The organism is Paenibacillus amylolyticus, from assembly GCF_047302515.1.
Classification (GTDB): Bacteria; Bacillota; Bacilli; order Paenibacillales; family Paenibacillaceae; genus Paenibacillus; species Paenibacillus amylolyticus_G.
In genome coordinates, this window is record NZ_CP168019.1 from 169636 (window position 1) to 187357 (window position 17722).

Sequence of the window (17722 nt, forward strand, 5' to 3'; positions counted from 1 at the left end):
ATTGCAGGCAATGTTACAGGTTTCCGGACAAGTCCCATAGTGAGACTGGCCATGGCGTGCTCGTCTGACAATGGTGACAGTACATCACATGATTGCAAACGTTTTCGACTTCGTCTGCCGTGTCAGAGGAAGTTTGGAATACGTAGGGGCTGTATGGTCCGGTGTAATCATCCAATTTGCCGCATTCTAACAGTCCCTGAAGGCAGTGGGGGCAAGCCTGCTCCGGTACAACCAGACCGTTACACAGCGGGCATATATAAGACAAGGGTATCCCTCCTGATATGGATTCACTCAGGAGTAAGATACCCTTTTTTGTATCAATATATGTTATTTTAGCAAAACTAGCGTTTCATGTTACTGCTGTGTCCTGGGGACAATTTGGCATCCGGATCGAAGTACACCTTGGCATTGTTGACGGCTGTTGGAGCTTCGCCGAATCCGACAGCGATCAGCTTCAGTTTACCCGGATATGTTGTGATATCTCCGGCAGCAAAGATTCCTGGAATAGATGTTTCCATGCGGGAATCAACAACGATGGAGTTACTGTCAATTTCGATACCCCACTCGGCAATCGGTCCGAGAGAAGAGACAAATCCGAAGTTAACGATCACGTCATCTACTTCAATTTCCTGAGTTTCTTTGGTTTTTACATGGGAAAGGGTTACCTTGGTAATGGTGTCATCCCCATGAAGTTCCGTGATTTCGGTCGGTGTAACGACATTCACCTTGGAATTCATCAGGTTTTCGACACTGTGCTCATGCGCACGGAACTTGTCCCGGCGATGGATCAGCGTCACTTGCTCAGCGATAGGCTCCAGCATGAGTGCCCAGTCTACCGCGGAGTCACCGCCACCACTGATCAGTACTTTTTTGCCAGCGAAGGCATTCAGATCACTGATGAAGTAGTGCAGGTTGCTCTTCTCGAACTTGGCAGCACCTTCAAGCTCCAGGCGCCGTGGTTCGAATGCACCTACACCAGCTGTAATAATGACGGCTTTGGCATGATATTCATTCTCATCCGTCTTCACGATGAAATGTTGTTCATCCTTTTTCTCCACCGATACAACCTTTTCTTCAAGGCGGATGTTCGGGTTAAAATGACTCATTTGCTCAACCAGGTTATTCACCAGTTCCTGAGCCGTTACTTTCGGGAATCCGGCTACATCATAGATGTATTTCTCCGGGTAAAGAGCGGCAAGCTGTCCGCCAAGCTGTGGCATACTTTCAACCAGTGTAACGGATGCCTGACGCATCCCACCGTAAAATGCGGCGAACAGACCCGCAGGGCCTCCACCGATAATAAGTAAATCAGTCATATCATGACTGGAATTCTGTGCAGTCAAGAATCAACAACACCTTTCATATTTTAATAGGTAGTTAACAGGAAGAATGTGCAGGCTACGTATCGTAACCGGCATTGGTGCTGAACTGTCTTTCCTATTATAAACGGTGTATTCAGGGTTGCAAAGTTAGCGGCGTCACGAAACTGGGAACAATTGATGAAGATCAGATGAGAATAGGATGAAATTGGAAATGAAAGGTTATGAAAAATAACAAAAAAAACCTTGATCTTTACTAGAAATACAGATATCCTTGACCTGTACTATGTGTTTTTTTGTCTAATTTAGAGTCAATATGTAATATGAAGACAGATCCCGTGTTTTGTAGAATCTTGTGGTTAATTTCACAACTTGAAACGATAACTTGCGTGCAAACGTATCAATTTCATAAACCCTTTAGTTGCTTCAATCAAGTCTAGATATAGATCAAAACGGTTCGATACGTCGATATCTAGTTTCATAAAATCCATTTTTAGTGAGTTATGAAATTGATGCAAACGTTTAAATAAATTCGCGAAGTTAACATTTGTCGTCATAATGGGCAAGACCTCATCAATATTTGTAAGTATGTGCATTTTGCATCTCACCCAAGATCGGGTTGATGCAAGTGAAACCGGAAGGGGTATAGACATGAGCAGTATTCCCAAAATCGTCATCCTCGGCGCGGGCTATGGCGGGATTCTGACAGCCCAGCGGCTGCAGAAGGAATTGAACTATAACGAGGCCGACGTCACACTGGTGAATCGGCATGATTATCATTATATTACTACACATCTACATATGCCGGCAGCCGGCACGGATACCATTGAGCATGCAAGAGTGCCCATTTCCAAGCTGATTGATGAGTTCAAGATTGATCTGGTCAAGTCTTCCGTGAAGGAGATTCGTCTGCAGGATCGGAAGATTATTCTGGAGGACGGCACGTTATCGTATGATTATCTGATTATTGGACTAGGCGGTGAGCCTGAGACCTTCGGGATTCCGGGGATGCTCGATCACGCCATGACAATCCGCAGCATTAACTCGGTCAGACTGATTCGAGAACACATCGAATATCAATTTGCGATGTACAAGAACGATAACAAACGAAATCGTATTCGGTTTGTCGTAGGTGGAGCGGGTTTCAGTGGTGTTGAATTCGTAGCTGAACTTGCAGATCGTATTCCACAGCTGTGCAAGGAGTTCGACGTGAATCCGAAAGACGTGCATATCTACAATGTAGAGGCAGCACCTTCGGCTTTGCCTGGATTTGATCCAGAACTGGTAGAGCATGCAATGAATGTGTTGAAGAAGAAAGGCGTTACCTTCAAAATTGGTGTTCCAATTAAGCAATGTCTCCCGGACGGGGTTATTGTGGGTGAGGGTGAAAAACTCGATGCAGCTACAGTCGTATGGACCGGAGGTATTCGCGGTAACTCACTGCTTGAACAGGCAGGTCTTGAAGTCATGCGGGGACGGGTGAAGGTAGATGAGTATCTGCGTGCCCCTGGACATGAGCATGTCTATGTCATTGGTGACAATTCACTTGTCTTTAACGCGGAAGGACGGCCTTATCCACCAACAGCCCAGATTGCGATGCAGCAGGGTGTGAACTGCGCCAAGAACGTCGTGGCATCCATTCGCAAGAAACAGCCACAACCTTTTGTATTTACGAGCAAAGGCACGGTTGCCTCATTGGGTAAAGGTGAAGCTATTGCCGTTGTAGGCGGCAAGAAATACAAGGGCTGGAAAGCGGCTCAGTTGAAGAAGCTGGTTGATCTGCGTTATCTGTTCATCATTGGTGGTATTCCGTTAGTCCTGAAGAAAGGGCGGTTTTTTGGATGAGACATTGCAGTGTTCAGGTCAGGGGACTATTAACACGTGAAGAGCTGGATCGTTACAACGCCCTGATGCAGGTCGGTGGTTATCTGGAGGAACAGGATCAGTATGATCTGGCCTACATCGTGCAGAAAGAAGTAGATATTCTCATTATGCCTGCGATTGAGCGGCTTAAAGAGAAGGGGCGTGACCGTGACCGGGCCACAGCCGAGTTCCTCGAATCGCTAAAAGCGGTTGATGATGAGGACGAGGAATAAGAATTAACAGAGACTTATAAAATAGAGTGAACAACTGCAAATGGATTATCATCCGACTTGGTTGTCCACACGTACATGAATGAGAAAAAGCACCGCAGACAGTATCCTTTACAGGAGATGTCGCGGTGCTTTATTGTGCTTTGTGCTATTTTTACAGCTTAAGCATGTCTTCCAGTGTTTCTTCGTTCAACAGACTTCCCACATAGAACGAACCGAATTCGCCATAACGGGCGCTAACTTCATCGAAACGCATCTCATAGACGAGTTTTTTGAACTGAAGTGCGTCATCCGCAAATAGCGTAACGCCCCATTCCCAATCGTCGAAACCGACAGAGCCGGTAATGATCTGTTTCACTTTACCCGCATAGCTGCGACCAATCATGCCGTGACTGCGCATCATGGTACGACGCTCATCCATGGACAGCATGTACCAGTTGTCATTCAGCTCACGTTTTTTGTTCATCGGATAGAAGCAGATGTATTGTCGTTGTGGCAGAACAGGTTTCAGACGGGCGATAATTTCCGGATTCTGCATCGGGTCTTCGCCTTCTTTGCCAAGATAGTTGCTCAGTTCCACTACACTGACGTAGGAATACGATTTGGTTGTGTATTGGGCAAACATCGTTTTGTTAAACGCGTTCTCAACAGCCTTCAGATCTTCCAGCGTTTCACGCAGGTGCATCATGCAAAGGTCAGCCTTTTGTCCCACTACGGTATAAACGACCGTGCTTCCCTGGGATGAATTCTCGACTTCTTTCCATTCCTTCCAGAATTCCTCCAGCTCGTCCAGCGCTACAGCACGTTCCTCATCATCTGCTGCTTTCCAGGCGGCCCAGTTAATCGAGCGAAAATCATGCAGGGCATACCAGCCCTCCAGTGTTGATGCGGCTTCGTTCATTGGTTTTGTTCCTCCTGCAAGGTATATTTCCAAATCCCTATAAGAGGTTGTTCAAAAAGTCTGCTTTTGATTTTGAACACGCACTATAAGGGACGGGTGAGTGCTTTATCGTTTACATTGTATCCCAACATGAAGCAGAAGGGCAAATGAACAGAGTATAAATATAGGGAAATTTGTCCAGAAAGTTCGTTGCTTCGCCACATTTTTTGCGGTACACTAACTACTATCCAGAAGTGAAACCTGAATGTGTGAAAGAAGAGGTGAATGTCGCCCGATGCAATTTATACCTGTGTTGGTATTGATGGTATTATTTTTCGTTATGATGTTTGGTATCGGTTTCATTCTGAACATGCTGATGAAGACTACCTGGTTTCCTTCCTATTTGTTCATCATTGTGATTTTGCCTGTCGTCGTGTACTCTCTATGGGATCATTCGTCATCTCTGATGTCACATCTGGGTTCTTTCCAGCTTGTAGACTATATGACGGGCATCGCTGGACTGGCTGGTGCGGTAATCAGTGGCTGGACGATCCAGAAGTTGCGTTTGGGTGGGTACAGAATGTTTTAGAGTTGGAAAGAGGTAACACATGCCACTGTAATCGCGTGAAAGTCTTGTCTTTGTCGTAAACGCTTACGAGTACAAAGGGAAGGCTTTTTTGCTATTCATTTATATTAGAAGGATTATTGCACACTTGTACTTCATATACATCTGGAGAACATTCTCTTCAGATATTCCCTTGTATTCTGCGGCTACAGCTTTTATAGTATTCTAGCGGCTCTCGACATTTTATTTTAGAAATTTGCTGAATTCGGCGAAAACGTGAATGATGTCGACCTAGGACGAAACGGAGCGAGGACAGGCCATCTTTTTACCTGTTTTTGAGCATTTGAGGATCAGACATTTATGATAGAATAGATAAACATACTTTTGGGGAGAAGGAGATCAGGCTATGCGCATGAAGAATCTGCACCATTATACTGAACATCATCGCTACTGCGTATACAGGGAGTTTGGACTTAGCGCCCTGGATGACCGTATGCTTACAGGAGCATATCAGCCCATGGTAGGTGCTTTTGCGGTTGGCTTGTATCGGCTGTTGTTTCAGCATCTTCCCGGTGAACAGGTCGGTTATTCGCCGCTTGAACAGCAACGGAGGCTGTTCATGACACTTGGCTTGGAGCCAAGTGAGAAAGGGCGCAAATATTTGTTAGAGCAGACATCCAAGCTTGAGGCAGTGGGGCTACTTCAGACTTCACGGCTATATATACCGGAAAATGATGATTACATCTACGAATATGAGCTGCAACCGCCGCTCTCTCCGGCAGAGTTTTTCCGGACACAGCATTTGACACTGCTGCTTCGTGACAAGATTGGTAAATTCGCAGTCCTTTCCCTGCGTTCCGGTTTCTCGGCAGTGGAAAATGGGGACGCACCTTATCCGGCAGCCAATAAAGAGAATATTTCCGTTCCCTTTTACGATATATTTGAATTGAATACCCACGTAATTGATTACGAGTTGGAGCAGGCTTTGTCGGAAGTATCAACTACGGCCCAGCGGACAGGCACGAATGATGCAGCGGAAGAAAATAGTTTGAACTATGCCGACATTATTTTGCGTTTCCCACGGGAGTCCGTCAATCGCCGTCATGTAGAACAGCTGCGGTTCGATCACGAACAACTGGGCATTGTAAATTATGTAGTAAACAAGTTTAACCTCAGTGTGCAGGATGTATGCCGTCTGCTGGATGAAGATGATATCTTCAGTCCACAGGGCCAGCTGATTCTGGATGATCTTCAGCATAAGGCGAGCATGCAGTTCAGGCAGACGAAGAAGCGCCATGAGCAACAGACTGTACAGGCAGCCAAGGTCGTGGCACTGAGACAGCATATGGAGGAGCCTGAACGGAAAGAAGACTCCGGTGAACCACCTGTTGAGCATGGAGTGCAGATGGAATATTACGTCGAAGTACCTCCGCAATTTATGACCAAGTGTGATATTCATCAATACAATATGATGTTGCGGAATGAGCCGTATACGCGTCTGCTGCAGACGTTCTTCCCAGGTGCAGTACCGGACAATCTGATCGATATATTTGAGAAAATTGATCTGAGTTACAAGTTGCCGGGTGAAGTTATCAATGTATTGATTCATTATTTGATGGCATTGCTTGTATCCGGCGGCGAGCAGCGGATTAACCGTAACTTCGTTGAGGCGATCGCCTCCAACATGTTGCTCAAGCAGGTGAACTCCTACGAGAAAGCCGTTCAATATATTCGTGATCAGGCCAAGGTCAAAGGCAAACAGGCTGCTGGTGCAGCTGGAACCCGTACCCGTACATACGGCAAAGGAACCAAAGCCAAGCCCGAAATTCCGATTGTACAAGACATAAGCACCGATGGGGATGCCGTATCTGAGGAAGAGTTCGAAGAGATGATGCGATTTGCCCAGCAGATGCAGGCGAGTAAGCAAAAAGGAACTTCTTAAATATTTATTATATAGCAAAAAGGCGAGTCCCCCGATTAATGGAGACTCGCCTTTTTGCTATATAAGTTGAACTGAAGAAACGTATTTTACGTTTAATCCAATTTTTAAATCCAGGACCGGAGCATACCTATCAGTCGATTCTTAAAGGTACGGTTCACTTGTTCACCATGTGGCTAATAAGTGAAATCAATCCGAAGGCTCCGAAATGGATTAAGGCAAGGAATTGGTGGTTATGAAGCCAAGCTGATGACTCAGGACTTTATTGAAGGTACAACAGAAGAGGCTATTCACAATTTAGAGATCCCAACGTTCGAACAATTAGATAATGATACCTGGGATTTCGAAACGATGAAGGATTTTCAGTTTTCGTTCCTATTTGTGGAGTTTGTTGTTCAACAATATGGAATAGACCATTTAAACAAATTGATCCGTGACCCTCAGGATTTTAATGGTATCTTTCAATGTTCCGAGAAGGAATTGCATCAGATGATGGTAGAGTTTATAAGTAAGTAACCATACAAAAATGTATGTTGCCCGGGGGAAGAACCGGGCTTTTTTTAACGTGGTTATAGTTATAATAAATGTACTATCAATAAATTGGGTTATTTTGTATAGTGCATATAAAAGAGGTTGTCTATGAATCCTATCATGATTGATTTTCCAGATGAGTTTTTTACAGAGCGTCTACTGATTAGAATGCCTAAACCAGGTGATGGAAAGGTAGTATGTGAAGCTGTAATTGCTTCCGTTGATGAGTTGAAGCCTTGGATGAAATGGGCTCAGGATAAGCATACGGAGTATAATTCAGAACTTGGGATAAGAGAAGCACATATTAAATTCCTAAGTAGAGAAAACCTAAGGCTACTTGTATTTTTGAAGGATACCGGGCAATTAATAGCCTCTGCTAGCTTACACAGCATTGATTGGGAAGTTCGAAAGTTTGAAATTGGGTATTGGATTGATACTAGGTATAGTGGGAAAGGTTATATGACTGAAGCTGTACAAGGTATCACTGATTTTGCTTTTAATCATTTGAATGCAAATCGAATTGAAATACGTTGTGATACTAAAAACACTAAAAGCAAGATGATTCCCGAAAGATTGAGGTTTGACCTGGAAGGTGTTATTAGGAATGAAGACCTGTCTGTTGATGGAAGTGAATTAAGAGACACGAACATATATGCATTAGTAAAGTAAGCATCTTTAACTGATGCGATTTGTTAAGCCAACGAGCAGGTTAACGTGGCTGAGCAATCGTTCATCTTTCTAGCATGTATAATATGTTTTCATTAAGAATGGATGAATGTAAATAATACATATGGAGGTAATTAAGTTTGAAAACTCACTACTATTTCAGTTGGTTTAATCATTTTTTTCCTGAGAAGCTGGTCCATTGTTTGCAGGAGGATATCGAAAACAGAAAATCGCTTGTTATGATTAGTGCTGATCCGTCTGGTTATAAAGATGAGCAAGTTAACTTTGATGATGTTTCTGAATGGAGATGGTTGAATCAGGCTAATATTATTTTTGATGAATATCATTTCATTGATTTCCGTATGCAGAAAGAAGATGCTCAGCGATTCATTCAGAACGCTTCTGTCATTTTTTTATGTGGTGGATATCCTGTTCTGCAGAACGATTTTTTGGCGGAATATGAATTATCGGATGTTATTAAGAATAGCAATGCCATTATAATGGGTGCCAGCGCCGGTGCGTTAAACATGGCTGCAAAATGGTTAAGCTTGAATAACACTGATGAAGTTGAAACAAGTACTATTTATGATGGTATTGGCTTTGATCATTTTGCCTACGAATCTCATTCTCAACGCGATTACGCCACGTTTGTTCAAGGCTACCTGTTCCCTTTGTCTGAAGAGATTGATATTTATGCGGCAGAACAGGAGAGCGCTATACGTGTAAAGGACGGCAAAATAGAAATAATGGGACCTGTATATTTAATTTCCCACTCAAAGATTCAGAAGTTGGTTGAGACGCTCTAATTAGGGTGAGTGGCTGTGACCTTACATAAGTAATTCCTTTTGATGTATAAAATCAAGGCTAACAGGCAAATCATCTCAGGTCTCCTTTCTATGATTGGAATACTGTTTGTAAACAGATGCAATCTTAATATTCCTAGGACCTATAGTCGGCAGGGTATCAAAGTGATCAGTTGCTTATTTCAACTAGCGGACTGACAATAAGGATCGTTGCAAAAATGCTAACGATCCTTATTGGTATACCTTTACAGAAAGTAAAGAACACGAAAATTATATTAGGATGATGAGCTCCTTATTAAGCTAACGGGCATGATAGCTTAGCCATACAAGAAAAAATTAGCATTATGGGAGAAGGAGTAGCAGTATATTTTTGGAATATATTATTATTGGGAATTACTGAGATGGGATGTGTATAAGATGGACAAGCATTACCAAAACCTTCTGTTAGCTTTTGAAGAAGCAGAAAAGGCTAGAGATGAGGGTACTTTTCCTATCGGTGCAATTATTGTTGATGCAGATGGTTCAGTTGTAAGCCGAGGTAGGAACAGAGTTTTTTCAAGCTGTGATTCTACAGCTCACGCCGAAGTGGACGCTATAAGAAAAGCTGGAAATGTGATACTTCATCTTGAGAGCAAGAAATTTATTCCTAAGAACGAACTTACCTTATATACTACCTGTGAGCCTTGTCCCATGTGCACAGGTACAATCGTATTGTCTTTGATTAAAAAAGTGGTTTGGGCTGCAAATGATAAGGATATAGGTGCATTTAAAAAATTCAAGGAATTAAATAGCGAATTACCTATTTATAATGATTTGTTCCACGACATCGAGTTTGTTGCAGCCCCTTACAGAGATTTAGAATTGAGACAAAGAAAAATGTTAGCAGAATGGAACAACAGCCGTGGGTATACCGATAATCATTGGAATGATGAATTAGTAAATGAAATTGTTCAATAATAAATGAAACTTTGCGCCTGATGTATTAAGCTAACGGGAAACGTTAGCTCAATAACAACAAGAAAGCAGCTGATCATTGTGATTGGCTGCTTTTACTCAACTAACGGGCAGTTTTGCTGAATAGATCTGCTGAGTATGTGGAGCATCTGGCCTCTCACGGTTGGTTGCGGACAAGAGAGATAAAAATCGTAAGGTAAAGGAGAAGTCTGGCAGATACGATTGCGATTAAAAAACTACCCATGACGCACATGGTCATGGGTAGTTTTTAATCATTTCCATACGTTTAGGAGGGGGCCGTGTGAAATAGCGATGTCCTGATCACTTCGTTGGACAGACAGAGTTTTGTGTAAAAATGGCCACCGCCCGGGAACGACTATTCTTCGTATACATTTCCGAACCCACTTATTTGACCGGCCCCATCCAGGTTGAAATCGTCTTCTGCTGGTGCGGCAACGGCGGTTTTAACTTCCCGTTATCGATCAAATGCTTCAAAATATAAGCGACCAGCCGACCTCCTCCGGTGTTGCCTCTCACCATGTAAGCAAGCTGCGGCTCCAAATGCTTCGGCTGATTTTGCAGGAACAGGTTGAGCATTTTATCGTAGAGCTTGCCGACAGCAGGCGCATACACAGCGGACAAATCCGGCATTGCCTTGTTCAACCGATCCAACGTTTGCGGAGAGTCCATCCAAACCGCATTGAACTTGTACCCCTCCTCCGTCTTGCGGATGTACCCCTTCTCCAGCAGGAACGAATATTGCTCGCTGTTCTCTTCGTTGTCGGGCAGTTCTCCTTGTTGGAACGCATGACAAATCTCGACATTCCGATATTCCAGGAAACGCCAATCCATCTGGCGGTCGCTCCAGTACGTATTGAATTGCCACAAGTATAAGGGAGTGTCTTCGACGTAGCGGAGCGACGGACCGAAGGTGACGTAACTACTCATATCAAAACCCGGATCGGCATAGTGGCTCCGATTTAACGCCGCATAGGCAATATATTGACCTCCATCCTTTCGCATTGGTGCGATCGCATCGAAGTTTTCGCCAGCCGGCATGCTCCGCCAAGATTGCTCCTCGATGTTCTTGGGCAGCAAGGTCCAGAGCAGGAAGTTATAGTCGCCTTCCGGAACGTACACTCCGCTATCCACGACTTGACGGCGAACTTCCATTAACGCGTCAAAATGAACATCGGCCACTTCGGCAGCACAATCTTGCCAAAATTGATGACCGGCTACGGCCAACTCGAAGAGGTCCCAGACGATGGTATTGCTTTGATATTTGCCGGGAGAGGTTTGGATGAGAAAATTGTAATCGGCCAGGTGCCGGACTTCGCCTTCCAGCAAAGACGGCGGCATTCCGAGCTCCTCCGCGATTTGATGTACGGTACGCGCCTTATGATAAGCCGCGTAAACGATATTTTGCGCCAAGGCGCGTCCAAGAAAATCGTTGGTTTCGCCCAGGCTGCCGGCCGAACCGGAATGGCCCATTTCCCCCATGCTGACCGGATTGACACTTAAAGTTCCTGTTGCACGCATACGTTTCATCCCTTTCCGTAACTTCTTTTTGGCCTCGCTCAAATGCCACTTCACCGTGTTGACAGGAATGTTCAGAGCAATCGCGATATCGCCGATTTTAAGCTCGTCGTAGTAATGCATGACCACGATCCGGCGATGGATGTCGGACAGAAACGCGACTTCTCGGCGCAGCTCGCGGTAAGCTTCGGTTACCAGCAACCGGTCAAGCGGCTCCCGAGAAGGGGCGGCCGATAGTTCGGACATGCCGTTGATTTCGATCGCTTGGGGAGCGTGTGCACGCTTTTTCAACCAATTCACCCAAGTGTATCGAGCAACCGTCCAGACGTAAGCGTCAAGGCTTCTAATGTCCCGCACCCCAGAGAAGGATTTCAACAACTGCAGCATAATCTCCTGAGCCAGATCCTCCGCTTCGGCCCGGTGCTTGACCCGGTTTAACGCAAAACCGAAAATCGGTTTGACATAGCTCCGAATCGCTTCCGCGGCTTCTTTTCCGTTTTTACCAATTGAATCCATCTTTTGCCTCCATAGTTGCATCTGTAATTCCTGACAATTATATAGTGTGCCAGGCGAAATAAAGGTTGGGATTATTTTTTTTAAAAAATTGGACGTCCTACCGGATCACTCATACATGTATAATTACAAACATCATGAATAGATCATTTGTATGGTTAAAAAGACGTTATGAACTTTTTGTTAAGTATATTGGAAAAGAATTAAACAAGTTGAAGATTACTTTAGATTTAAAGGTCTCACTTTTAGTATATAAACATACTTTTTTCCGTTCAACTATGGGAGGCTACAAACTAGGAGCACGAGCTAACGTAATCAACTGCGGTTTACAACTACCGGATGACAATAGGGATCGTTGCAAAAATGCTAACGATTCTTATTGGTGTACCTTTAGGGGGGGGATATACTCCAGAAAATATGGACAAAAAAAGCCCTAAAGGGCTACTTCCATAATTGTCATAATAAACTTTTCCTAGCACTCTCACTGGAAAAAAATTATATCCTTTAACTTTCCCTTGTAGGAGTATGGGTAGCAACTTTCCATTTACCTTCCTCATAGGTTAATGTTATTTTTGCAGAGAGCGACCCCTCATTGGCACGATACTTACTGACCTCTATGGCAATGTTATTATCTGATTGCTTCTCCTGCTTTTCAATTTTCAGTAAAATCCCTTTAAGCGTGTTTTCAGACTGTTCAGAAAGTCCTTCTTCAATCAATTCTTCATAGGTTAGGTTATAAATTTTTACGTTATATTTGCTGTGAAGGTAATCCTCAATGCTTTTCTTATCAGAATCCTTTAATGGAATTCCTTTATCAAAATCTAATGAGATATACTCCATGTTTTCATTAAGAGCCGTATCTGTTGAAATTAACTCCTCCAACGCCATACGATAAGGTTCACCTAGTTCATTCTGCTGACTAGAGCCAGTAACACCACCTGCGCAAGCTGATAGTAAAAATAACGCTACAATACTGAAAATAAAATACATTTTATTTACTTTTATGATAATCACCTCCATGGTACTCGTTACCTAAATAAACGTAATGATAAACAGAAAAGTTGTATTTCAGTTTAGAAAGCAGCCCAATTTGATTTGCCTAATTAAGCTAGCAAGTAGGTAAATGGCAAGGATCGTCTGTGGGCAGAACTGTAATATCAGCAGGATTTATGAGTTTAATAGAGGATAATGATTACTTATTATTCCAGATATATGCTACTCTCTTTTTATTCCATAGTTTTCTTAACGGAGAAATGGAAATTTAAATGTTGGGGGTAATTGCTTGCTTCTATCCGAACGATTACCAATTGCAGCAAGTATGTACCCTGAGGAACCAGCGTTAATGCGCTATGGGCAAACGATGAGTTATGGGGAGCTTTACGGTCTAGTTGAAAGACTCAGCCATGGCCTGTATGATGAAGGTCTCCGGGCGGGCGATCGGTTTGCTCTTTTAGGTGATCCAGATCCCCAACTCGTTGTTGCGTTTTATGCAGCAGTTGGGATCGGTGCTATACCACTCGTTCCTTCTCCTATGCTTACAGTACCTGAACTCGCTGCCATATTCCAGGATGCAGAACCACATATGGTTATTCATGATAACCAACATGCTAAAGCAGCTATTGCCACGGTAAAGCTTCTTGGGTATTGTCCAAAACTGTTCACGACAGACGAAGAAGGGACGATTAGCAGTTCGCTCGCTGCTCTTTTACAGCAGGAACCTGCGTTCTCTCCAAAAGACCATTTCAAACGAAATGTAGACGATACGGCAGTCCTGATTTATACGGGTGGGACAACTGGTCGGCCAAAAGGGGTCATGCATTCGCATCGTGGTATGGCTGCTTGGAATCAACTTACGCCTTCTGCAGGCTTCGGTCATGATTTCAAGCGTCGTGTGTTAGTGCTCAACCTATCCCATCTGGTGGGTCAATTCCAATTGTGGGCGACCATGGCTGCCGGAGGCTGTCTTGTATTTCTAGACGAATACCCAACGGATGTACACCGTATTATGGAAGCTGTTGAACGTGATCAGATTACACAACTCAGCACAGTAGGCCAACTGCTACGTGATCTTACCCGCGAGGCATCCGTAGGAGGTAGAAACTTGAAGAGTCTATCGCTTATTGGCTGCGGAGGGTCCATCATTTCCCCGGATACACTACAGGAGGTCGTATCGCAATTTCCTGAAGCTTTAATTGTCAACAACTACTCACAAGCGGAATGTGGAATGTCCATAAGCCGCCTTTTTCCTGCTCAGCATATGGGCGATCCTCATCGCCTTCGATCCGTAGGTCGTCCTGCTGACTTGGCTGCCCAAGGTGAGCAGGGCTTCGAAGTTCGGATATTAGATACGGACGGAAGTGAGACAGTTACGGGCGAGGCTGGAGAAATCGTTGTTCGAGGTGCACAGACCATGCTGGGGTATTGGCGCCAGTTGGAGGCTACTGCCGAGACCATGCCCGATGGCTGGATTCGAACTGGCGATGTCGGTTGTCTGGATGTCGAAGGTTACCTTTATGTGTTTGATCGCTTGAAGGATATGGTTATTGTGGGCGGTTCCAATGTGTTTTGTGCCGAAGTGGAGCATGTTATTGTGAGCCATGAGTCGGTAAGCGAGGCGGCCGTAATCGGACATCCTCATCCCGATGAAGGCGAGGAACTTGTCGCTTTCATAGTGTTACGGGACGGTGAAAATATGGATCTGACGCGGGTGCGGACGTTTTGTGAGCCACACCTTGCTCCGTACAAATGGCCGACTCGACTGTTCATTGTGGATACTTTGCCCAGAACAGCCGTGGATAAAATAGACAAAAAGCATCTGCGCAAGCATCTATCCTCAATTTCATCCGAGGACTATGCTAACGGGAATGCTGTTAAATAGCTGTTGGGCAGAATATTTATTGTTAGATCAACAAAAACAGCCCTTCAACTTCCTTTTGGAAGTGAAGGGCTGTACGTTTTTATCTCAATTGGTATGCAGGTGGGCGAGAAAATACCTTGTAGTGTTACCTCAAAATCGTACTGGCCTGATTACCTGCATAATCCTCAATGACCAGTTTCAAAGAGCTGTTGTTGGACGATGGCGTGAAAGTCAGTTCACTCAGCTTTGTTCTTCCTCGAATGATATACGGGAATTTTTGCGATACGTAAGTGACTCCGAACTCGCGTGGCACCCCATTTTCATATACATAGATCTTGTACCAGTCCTCCAGATCCGGGAGGGCTAACGTGTACTTTCCATCTTTTACCGTGACCTTTTCCTTGGCGTATGGTGTAATCTGAAGATCTGCGAGCTGTCCGGTATGAGTTACCGGGTTCTGCCCGCCAATGGCGATGTTCAGCACGTAATGCTCACCGTTGGTCGGAAGTCCGGTCAAGACGGCAGACTGTTTTCCTTTTTTAACCTGAAGTGACTTGGTGAAAGGTTCTTTTGTGTATTCGGTTTGTAGTGTGAGTTGAATAGACTCATTGCCTTTACCTTTGTCTTTATTTTTATCCTTGTCCTTATCCGTATTCTGATCTTTGTCTTTGTCTTTGCCTGATTCTTTTGCCTTTTTCGGTTTTTTCCAGCTTACAATAGCATCGCCATTCTTTTTGAATTTCACATCCATATTCTGAACGGCTGCATTCAGATCGTAAGGCAGGACGGTTGCTTCACTTTCGGTACCATCTGCACCAACCGCACGAATGGACAGTTCACCAGACGGCTGTTTCAGCGATTTGATATAAAAAGTGGAATCATACACGCCGCCAACATAGGCACCATTTTCATATAAATTGTATTGTTTGACCTCTGAATAGTCCTTCATGTCCCATGCAACAACCAGTTCGTCGGTGTTGGTCAGTGCTTTGGCAATATGGAATCCGGTCGGTGCATCCGGTACAGCCGCTGAACCGTCGGAAATGCGGATCTCGCCAATATTCATCTGGTAATTCTTAATCTCCATGCCATGCGGGTCGAAGGATAATCCCATAGCGGCAATGGTTTTGCCTTGATAGGCGCTCAAATCCAGCGAAGTTGTCTTCCAACCTGTAGTATGCTGGCCTGCATTAGGCACATTTACGTTGACCACATTGGATGGATCATCTTCGAAGATTAACCCAACATGCAGGGAAGAAGCATCGCTGGTGGACGGTTTGTTATACGTCAGCTCCAGTTTGGATTGTCCGTTGACGGACAGGTCGGTTTTGTACAGGCGAAGGAAGTTCTCCGCGTTCAGTGTACCGTTCACCACGAGAGAGCTGCCGCCATTAAACGCGCCAATGGAGTCATAGTTGTACCTTACGCCTTTCTCATAAGAGGGACCGTAGTCAAAATCAACACTGAGCTTGTCACCTTTACTATCCATCCACCATTGCCAAGTGACAGGGATATCCTGAATGTTGATATTCGACCATTCTTTATCGTTCGAGACAGCGCCATCTTCATAATATTTCAGGCCGTGGCCCGTATTGAAGCTGGTCGCAAAGTTAGAGCCGTTGATGACGGATCTCTCGGTAAGATACGCAGCGATTCCATCCCAGTTTGCGCCGGAAGCATACACATCCGACAGATCGGCAGACGCATTACGACGTGCATCTGTCGGGTCTTGATTTGGACCAGACCACCACGCACGATCACGTACAAAGGTCATCCACTGGTACTCATCTTCCGCACGATGATTGGTGCTGCCATCACCCATCTCTTCATCCAGGGCGTTGTGGGTGAAGTCGGCACCCAGTGTCGCGATGCTGTTCATGGGGTGACCGTTCTCATCCAGATTATGGCGCAGGTCATAGGATTGCTTCCAGCGGCCGAATTTGTCATGTCCACCTTCGACACCAGCAAATACGGTTTCCAGTGGATCAAGTCCCAGGCTAAGGGCATGATCACGGGAATCGCGGAGCATCTTGTGGTTCCATACATAGTTCAGGAAGATGGAATCCGAGACTCTGCCGAGAACGGAATCCTGCACAAACGGGCTATTGAGCCCATTGAATTGGTTCTGGTATTGAATCTTGCCTGTTGTATTGATGGTGGAATCATACCACTGAACGTACAGGCCTTTATCTCTTAGATATTTCATGAATTTCTTGTAGGATGCGATATCTTCAGGGGCTACACCCCGGGCAACCTCTTCCTGATTGAAGAAATATCCATCGTAGTTGTAGTATTCTGCCATCTCGGCCAGTTTCTCGGCCACAGGGAAATTACCGTTTTCATCTTGGATCAGCATTTGTTTATAGGTTTGTGGCCCACGGTCATTGTCCGAGAAAAAGATGTTAGCAATGGACTTAACGCCATTTTTGTGGGCTGCATTGGTGTAGGCCGGATTCGGAATGTTCAAAATACCAAACTCGAAGTATTTCTCCGTCCACTCTTTACTCGGGTCATACAGCTCCTCAGGTACGCCCGCAGAGGCCATGCCGTGCCAATAGCTGTAGTAGTCTGTATATTGCCAATAATTAAACAGATACTGGCTGAATTCATTGGTATAAGGTGTGCTATCGAAGAATGCATTGCCGTAATCGCCACTCATTGTGAATAGCTGGGTGTCCGGACTAAGCTCAGGATAAGCCTGTGTGGCAGCAAACGCTTCATTACGGGGCTGCAAGGGAACATGGGCACGAAGGAGATCACCATGAATATCACTTTCAGGTGTCCAGTTCAGAATCTGGGCTGAGGTGTATCCATGTTGATAGGGCTGATTCACCCCTTTGGCACTTTCACCGGTGTAGGGGAGCGTGTCTCCGGCATAAACGGATGATGCAACAACTTGTCCAAGCAGAGCCGTGGTCAGGACCATGGCAGTGACCTTGGGAATGATGCCTTTTGGTTTGAGTTTGCGTGTCATGCTGTTCCTCCTTCAAGTGGAATGAATGTAAGGTATTCTTTTACACAAAGCTAAACTTATGGTTAACGATAGTGGATGAAAGCGTTTTTAAA

Annotated in this window: 15 protein-coding genes; 9 read left to right on the plus strand and 6 right to left on the minus strand. The window is 44.7% G+C overall.

The window, feature by feature from the left end; all coding sequences use genetic code 11:
* Positions 1-13 precede the first annotated feature (13 nt).
* Positions 14-265 carry a hypothetical protein gene (locus ACDJ59_RS00860; protein WP_076319806.1) on the minus strand — a complete coding sequence of 84 codons (252 nt, stop codon included), beginning with the start codon at positions 263-265 and terminating at the stop codon, positions 14-16.
* Between the two features lie 76 nt (positions 266-341).
* Positions 342-1316, minus strand: a complete 975-nt coding sequence (locus ACDJ59_RS00865) for an NAD(P)/FAD-dependent oxidoreductase (protein ID WP_240768303.1) — start codon at positions 1314-1316, stop codon at positions 342-344.
* 654 nt (positions 1317-1970) lie between these two features.
* On the opposite strand from ACDJ59_RS00865, the gene ACDJ59_RS00870 reads away from it, so the two are divergent.
* Together ACDJ59_RS00870 and ACDJ59_RS00875 are read left to right on the plus strand one after the other, a co-directional pair.
* Entirely contained in the window at positions 1971-3164 is a 1194-nt protein-coding gene (locus tag ACDJ59_RS00870) for an NAD(P)/FAD-dependent oxidoreductase (RefSeq protein ID WP_413407309.1), read from the plus strand.
* A complete protein-coding gene (locus ACDJ59_RS00875) occupies positions 3161-3415 on the plus strand; it encodes a hypothetical protein (RefSeq protein ID WP_413407310.1) in 255 nt (84 codons plus the stop codon). Before ACDJ59_RS00870 ends, ACDJ59_RS00875 begins: the two co-directional genes overlap by 4 nt.
* Positions 3416-3566: 151 nt before the next feature.
* Here the strand turns inward: ACDJ59_RS00875 and hemQ are convergent, their stop codons facing one another.
* A complete protein-coding gene (gene hemQ, locus ACDJ59_RS00880) occupies positions 3567-4313 on the minus strand; it encodes a hydrogen peroxide-dependent heme synthase (protein ID WP_149846789.1) in 747 nt (248 codons plus the stop codon).
* 274 nt (positions 4314-4587) lie between these two features.
* Between hemQ and ACDJ59_RS00885 the strand changes: the two genes are divergently transcribed.
* The 6 genes from ACDJ59_RS00885 to ACDJ59_RS00910 all read left to right on the plus strand — a co-directional run bounded on the left by ACDJ59_RS00885 (position 4588) and on the right by ACDJ59_RS00910 (position 9753).
* A complete protein-coding gene (locus ACDJ59_RS00885) occupies positions 4588-4881 on the plus strand; it encodes a YuiB family protein (RefSeq protein WP_017692435.1) in 294 nt (97 codons plus the stop codon).
* Positions 4882-5263: 382 nt separating this feature from the next.
* Positions 5264-6799 (plus strand): helicase DnaB, encoded by a 1536-nt coding sequence (locus tag ACDJ59_RS00890; protein ID WP_036605770.1) that lies wholly within the window; start codon positions 5264-5266, stop codon positions 6797-6799.
* Positions 6800-6979: 180 nt separating this feature from the next.
* A complete protein-coding gene (locus ACDJ59_RS00895) occupies positions 6980-7312 on the plus strand; it encodes a hypothetical protein (protein ID WP_413407311.1) in 333 nt (110 codons plus the stop codon).
* A gap of 123 nt (positions 7313-7435) precedes the next feature.
* Entirely contained in the window at positions 7436-7996 is a 561-nt protein-coding gene (locus ACDJ59_RS00900; protein WP_413407312.1) for a GNAT family N-acetyltransferase, read from the plus strand.
* Between the two features lie 137 nt (positions 7997-8133).
* A complete protein-coding gene (locus ACDJ59_RS00905) occupies positions 8134-8799 on the plus strand; it encodes a Type 1 glutamine amidotransferase-like domain-containing protein (protein WP_413407313.1) in 666 nt (221 codons plus the stop codon).
* A 414-nt stretch (positions 8800-9213) separates the two neighbouring features.
* Entirely contained in the window at positions 9214-9753 is a 540-nt protein-coding gene (locus ACDJ59_RS00910; RefSeq protein ID WP_091020832.1) for a nucleoside deaminase, read from the plus strand.
* Between the two features lie 402 nt (positions 9754-10155).
* On the opposite strand, the gene ACDJ59_RS00915 is transcribed toward ACDJ59_RS00910, so the two are convergent.
* Together ACDJ59_RS00915 and ACDJ59_RS00920 are read right to left on the minus strand one after the other, a co-directional pair.
* On the minus strand, positions 10156-11802 hold the full coding sequence (locus ACDJ59_RS00915) for an RNA polymerase sigma factor (protein WP_413407315.1): 1647 nt from the start codon (positions 11800-11802) through the stop codon (positions 10156-10158).
* A gap of 501 nt (positions 11803-12303) precedes the next feature.
* Complete coding sequence (locus ACDJ59_RS00920; RefSeq protein ID WP_413407316.1) at positions 12304-12789, minus strand: hypothetical protein; 486 nt, start codon at positions 12787-12789, stop codon at positions 12304-12306.
* Positions 12790-13081: 292 nt separating this feature from the next.
* On the opposite strand from ACDJ59_RS00920, the gene ACDJ59_RS00925 reads away from it, so the two are divergent.
* Entirely contained in the window at positions 13082-14677 is a 1596-nt protein-coding gene (locus ACDJ59_RS00925) for a class I adenylate-forming enzyme family protein (protein ID WP_413407317.1), read from the plus strand.
* Positions 14678-14801: 124 nt separating this feature from the next.
* Here the strand turns inward: ACDJ59_RS00925 and ACDJ59_RS00930 are convergent, their stop codons facing one another.
* Positions 14802-17630, minus strand: a complete 2829-nt coding sequence (locus ACDJ59_RS00930; RefSeq protein ID WP_413407318.1) for an endo-beta-N-acetylglucosaminidase — start codon at positions 17628-17630, stop codon at positions 14802-14804.
* Between the last annotated feature and the right edge of the window lie 92 nt (positions 17631-17722).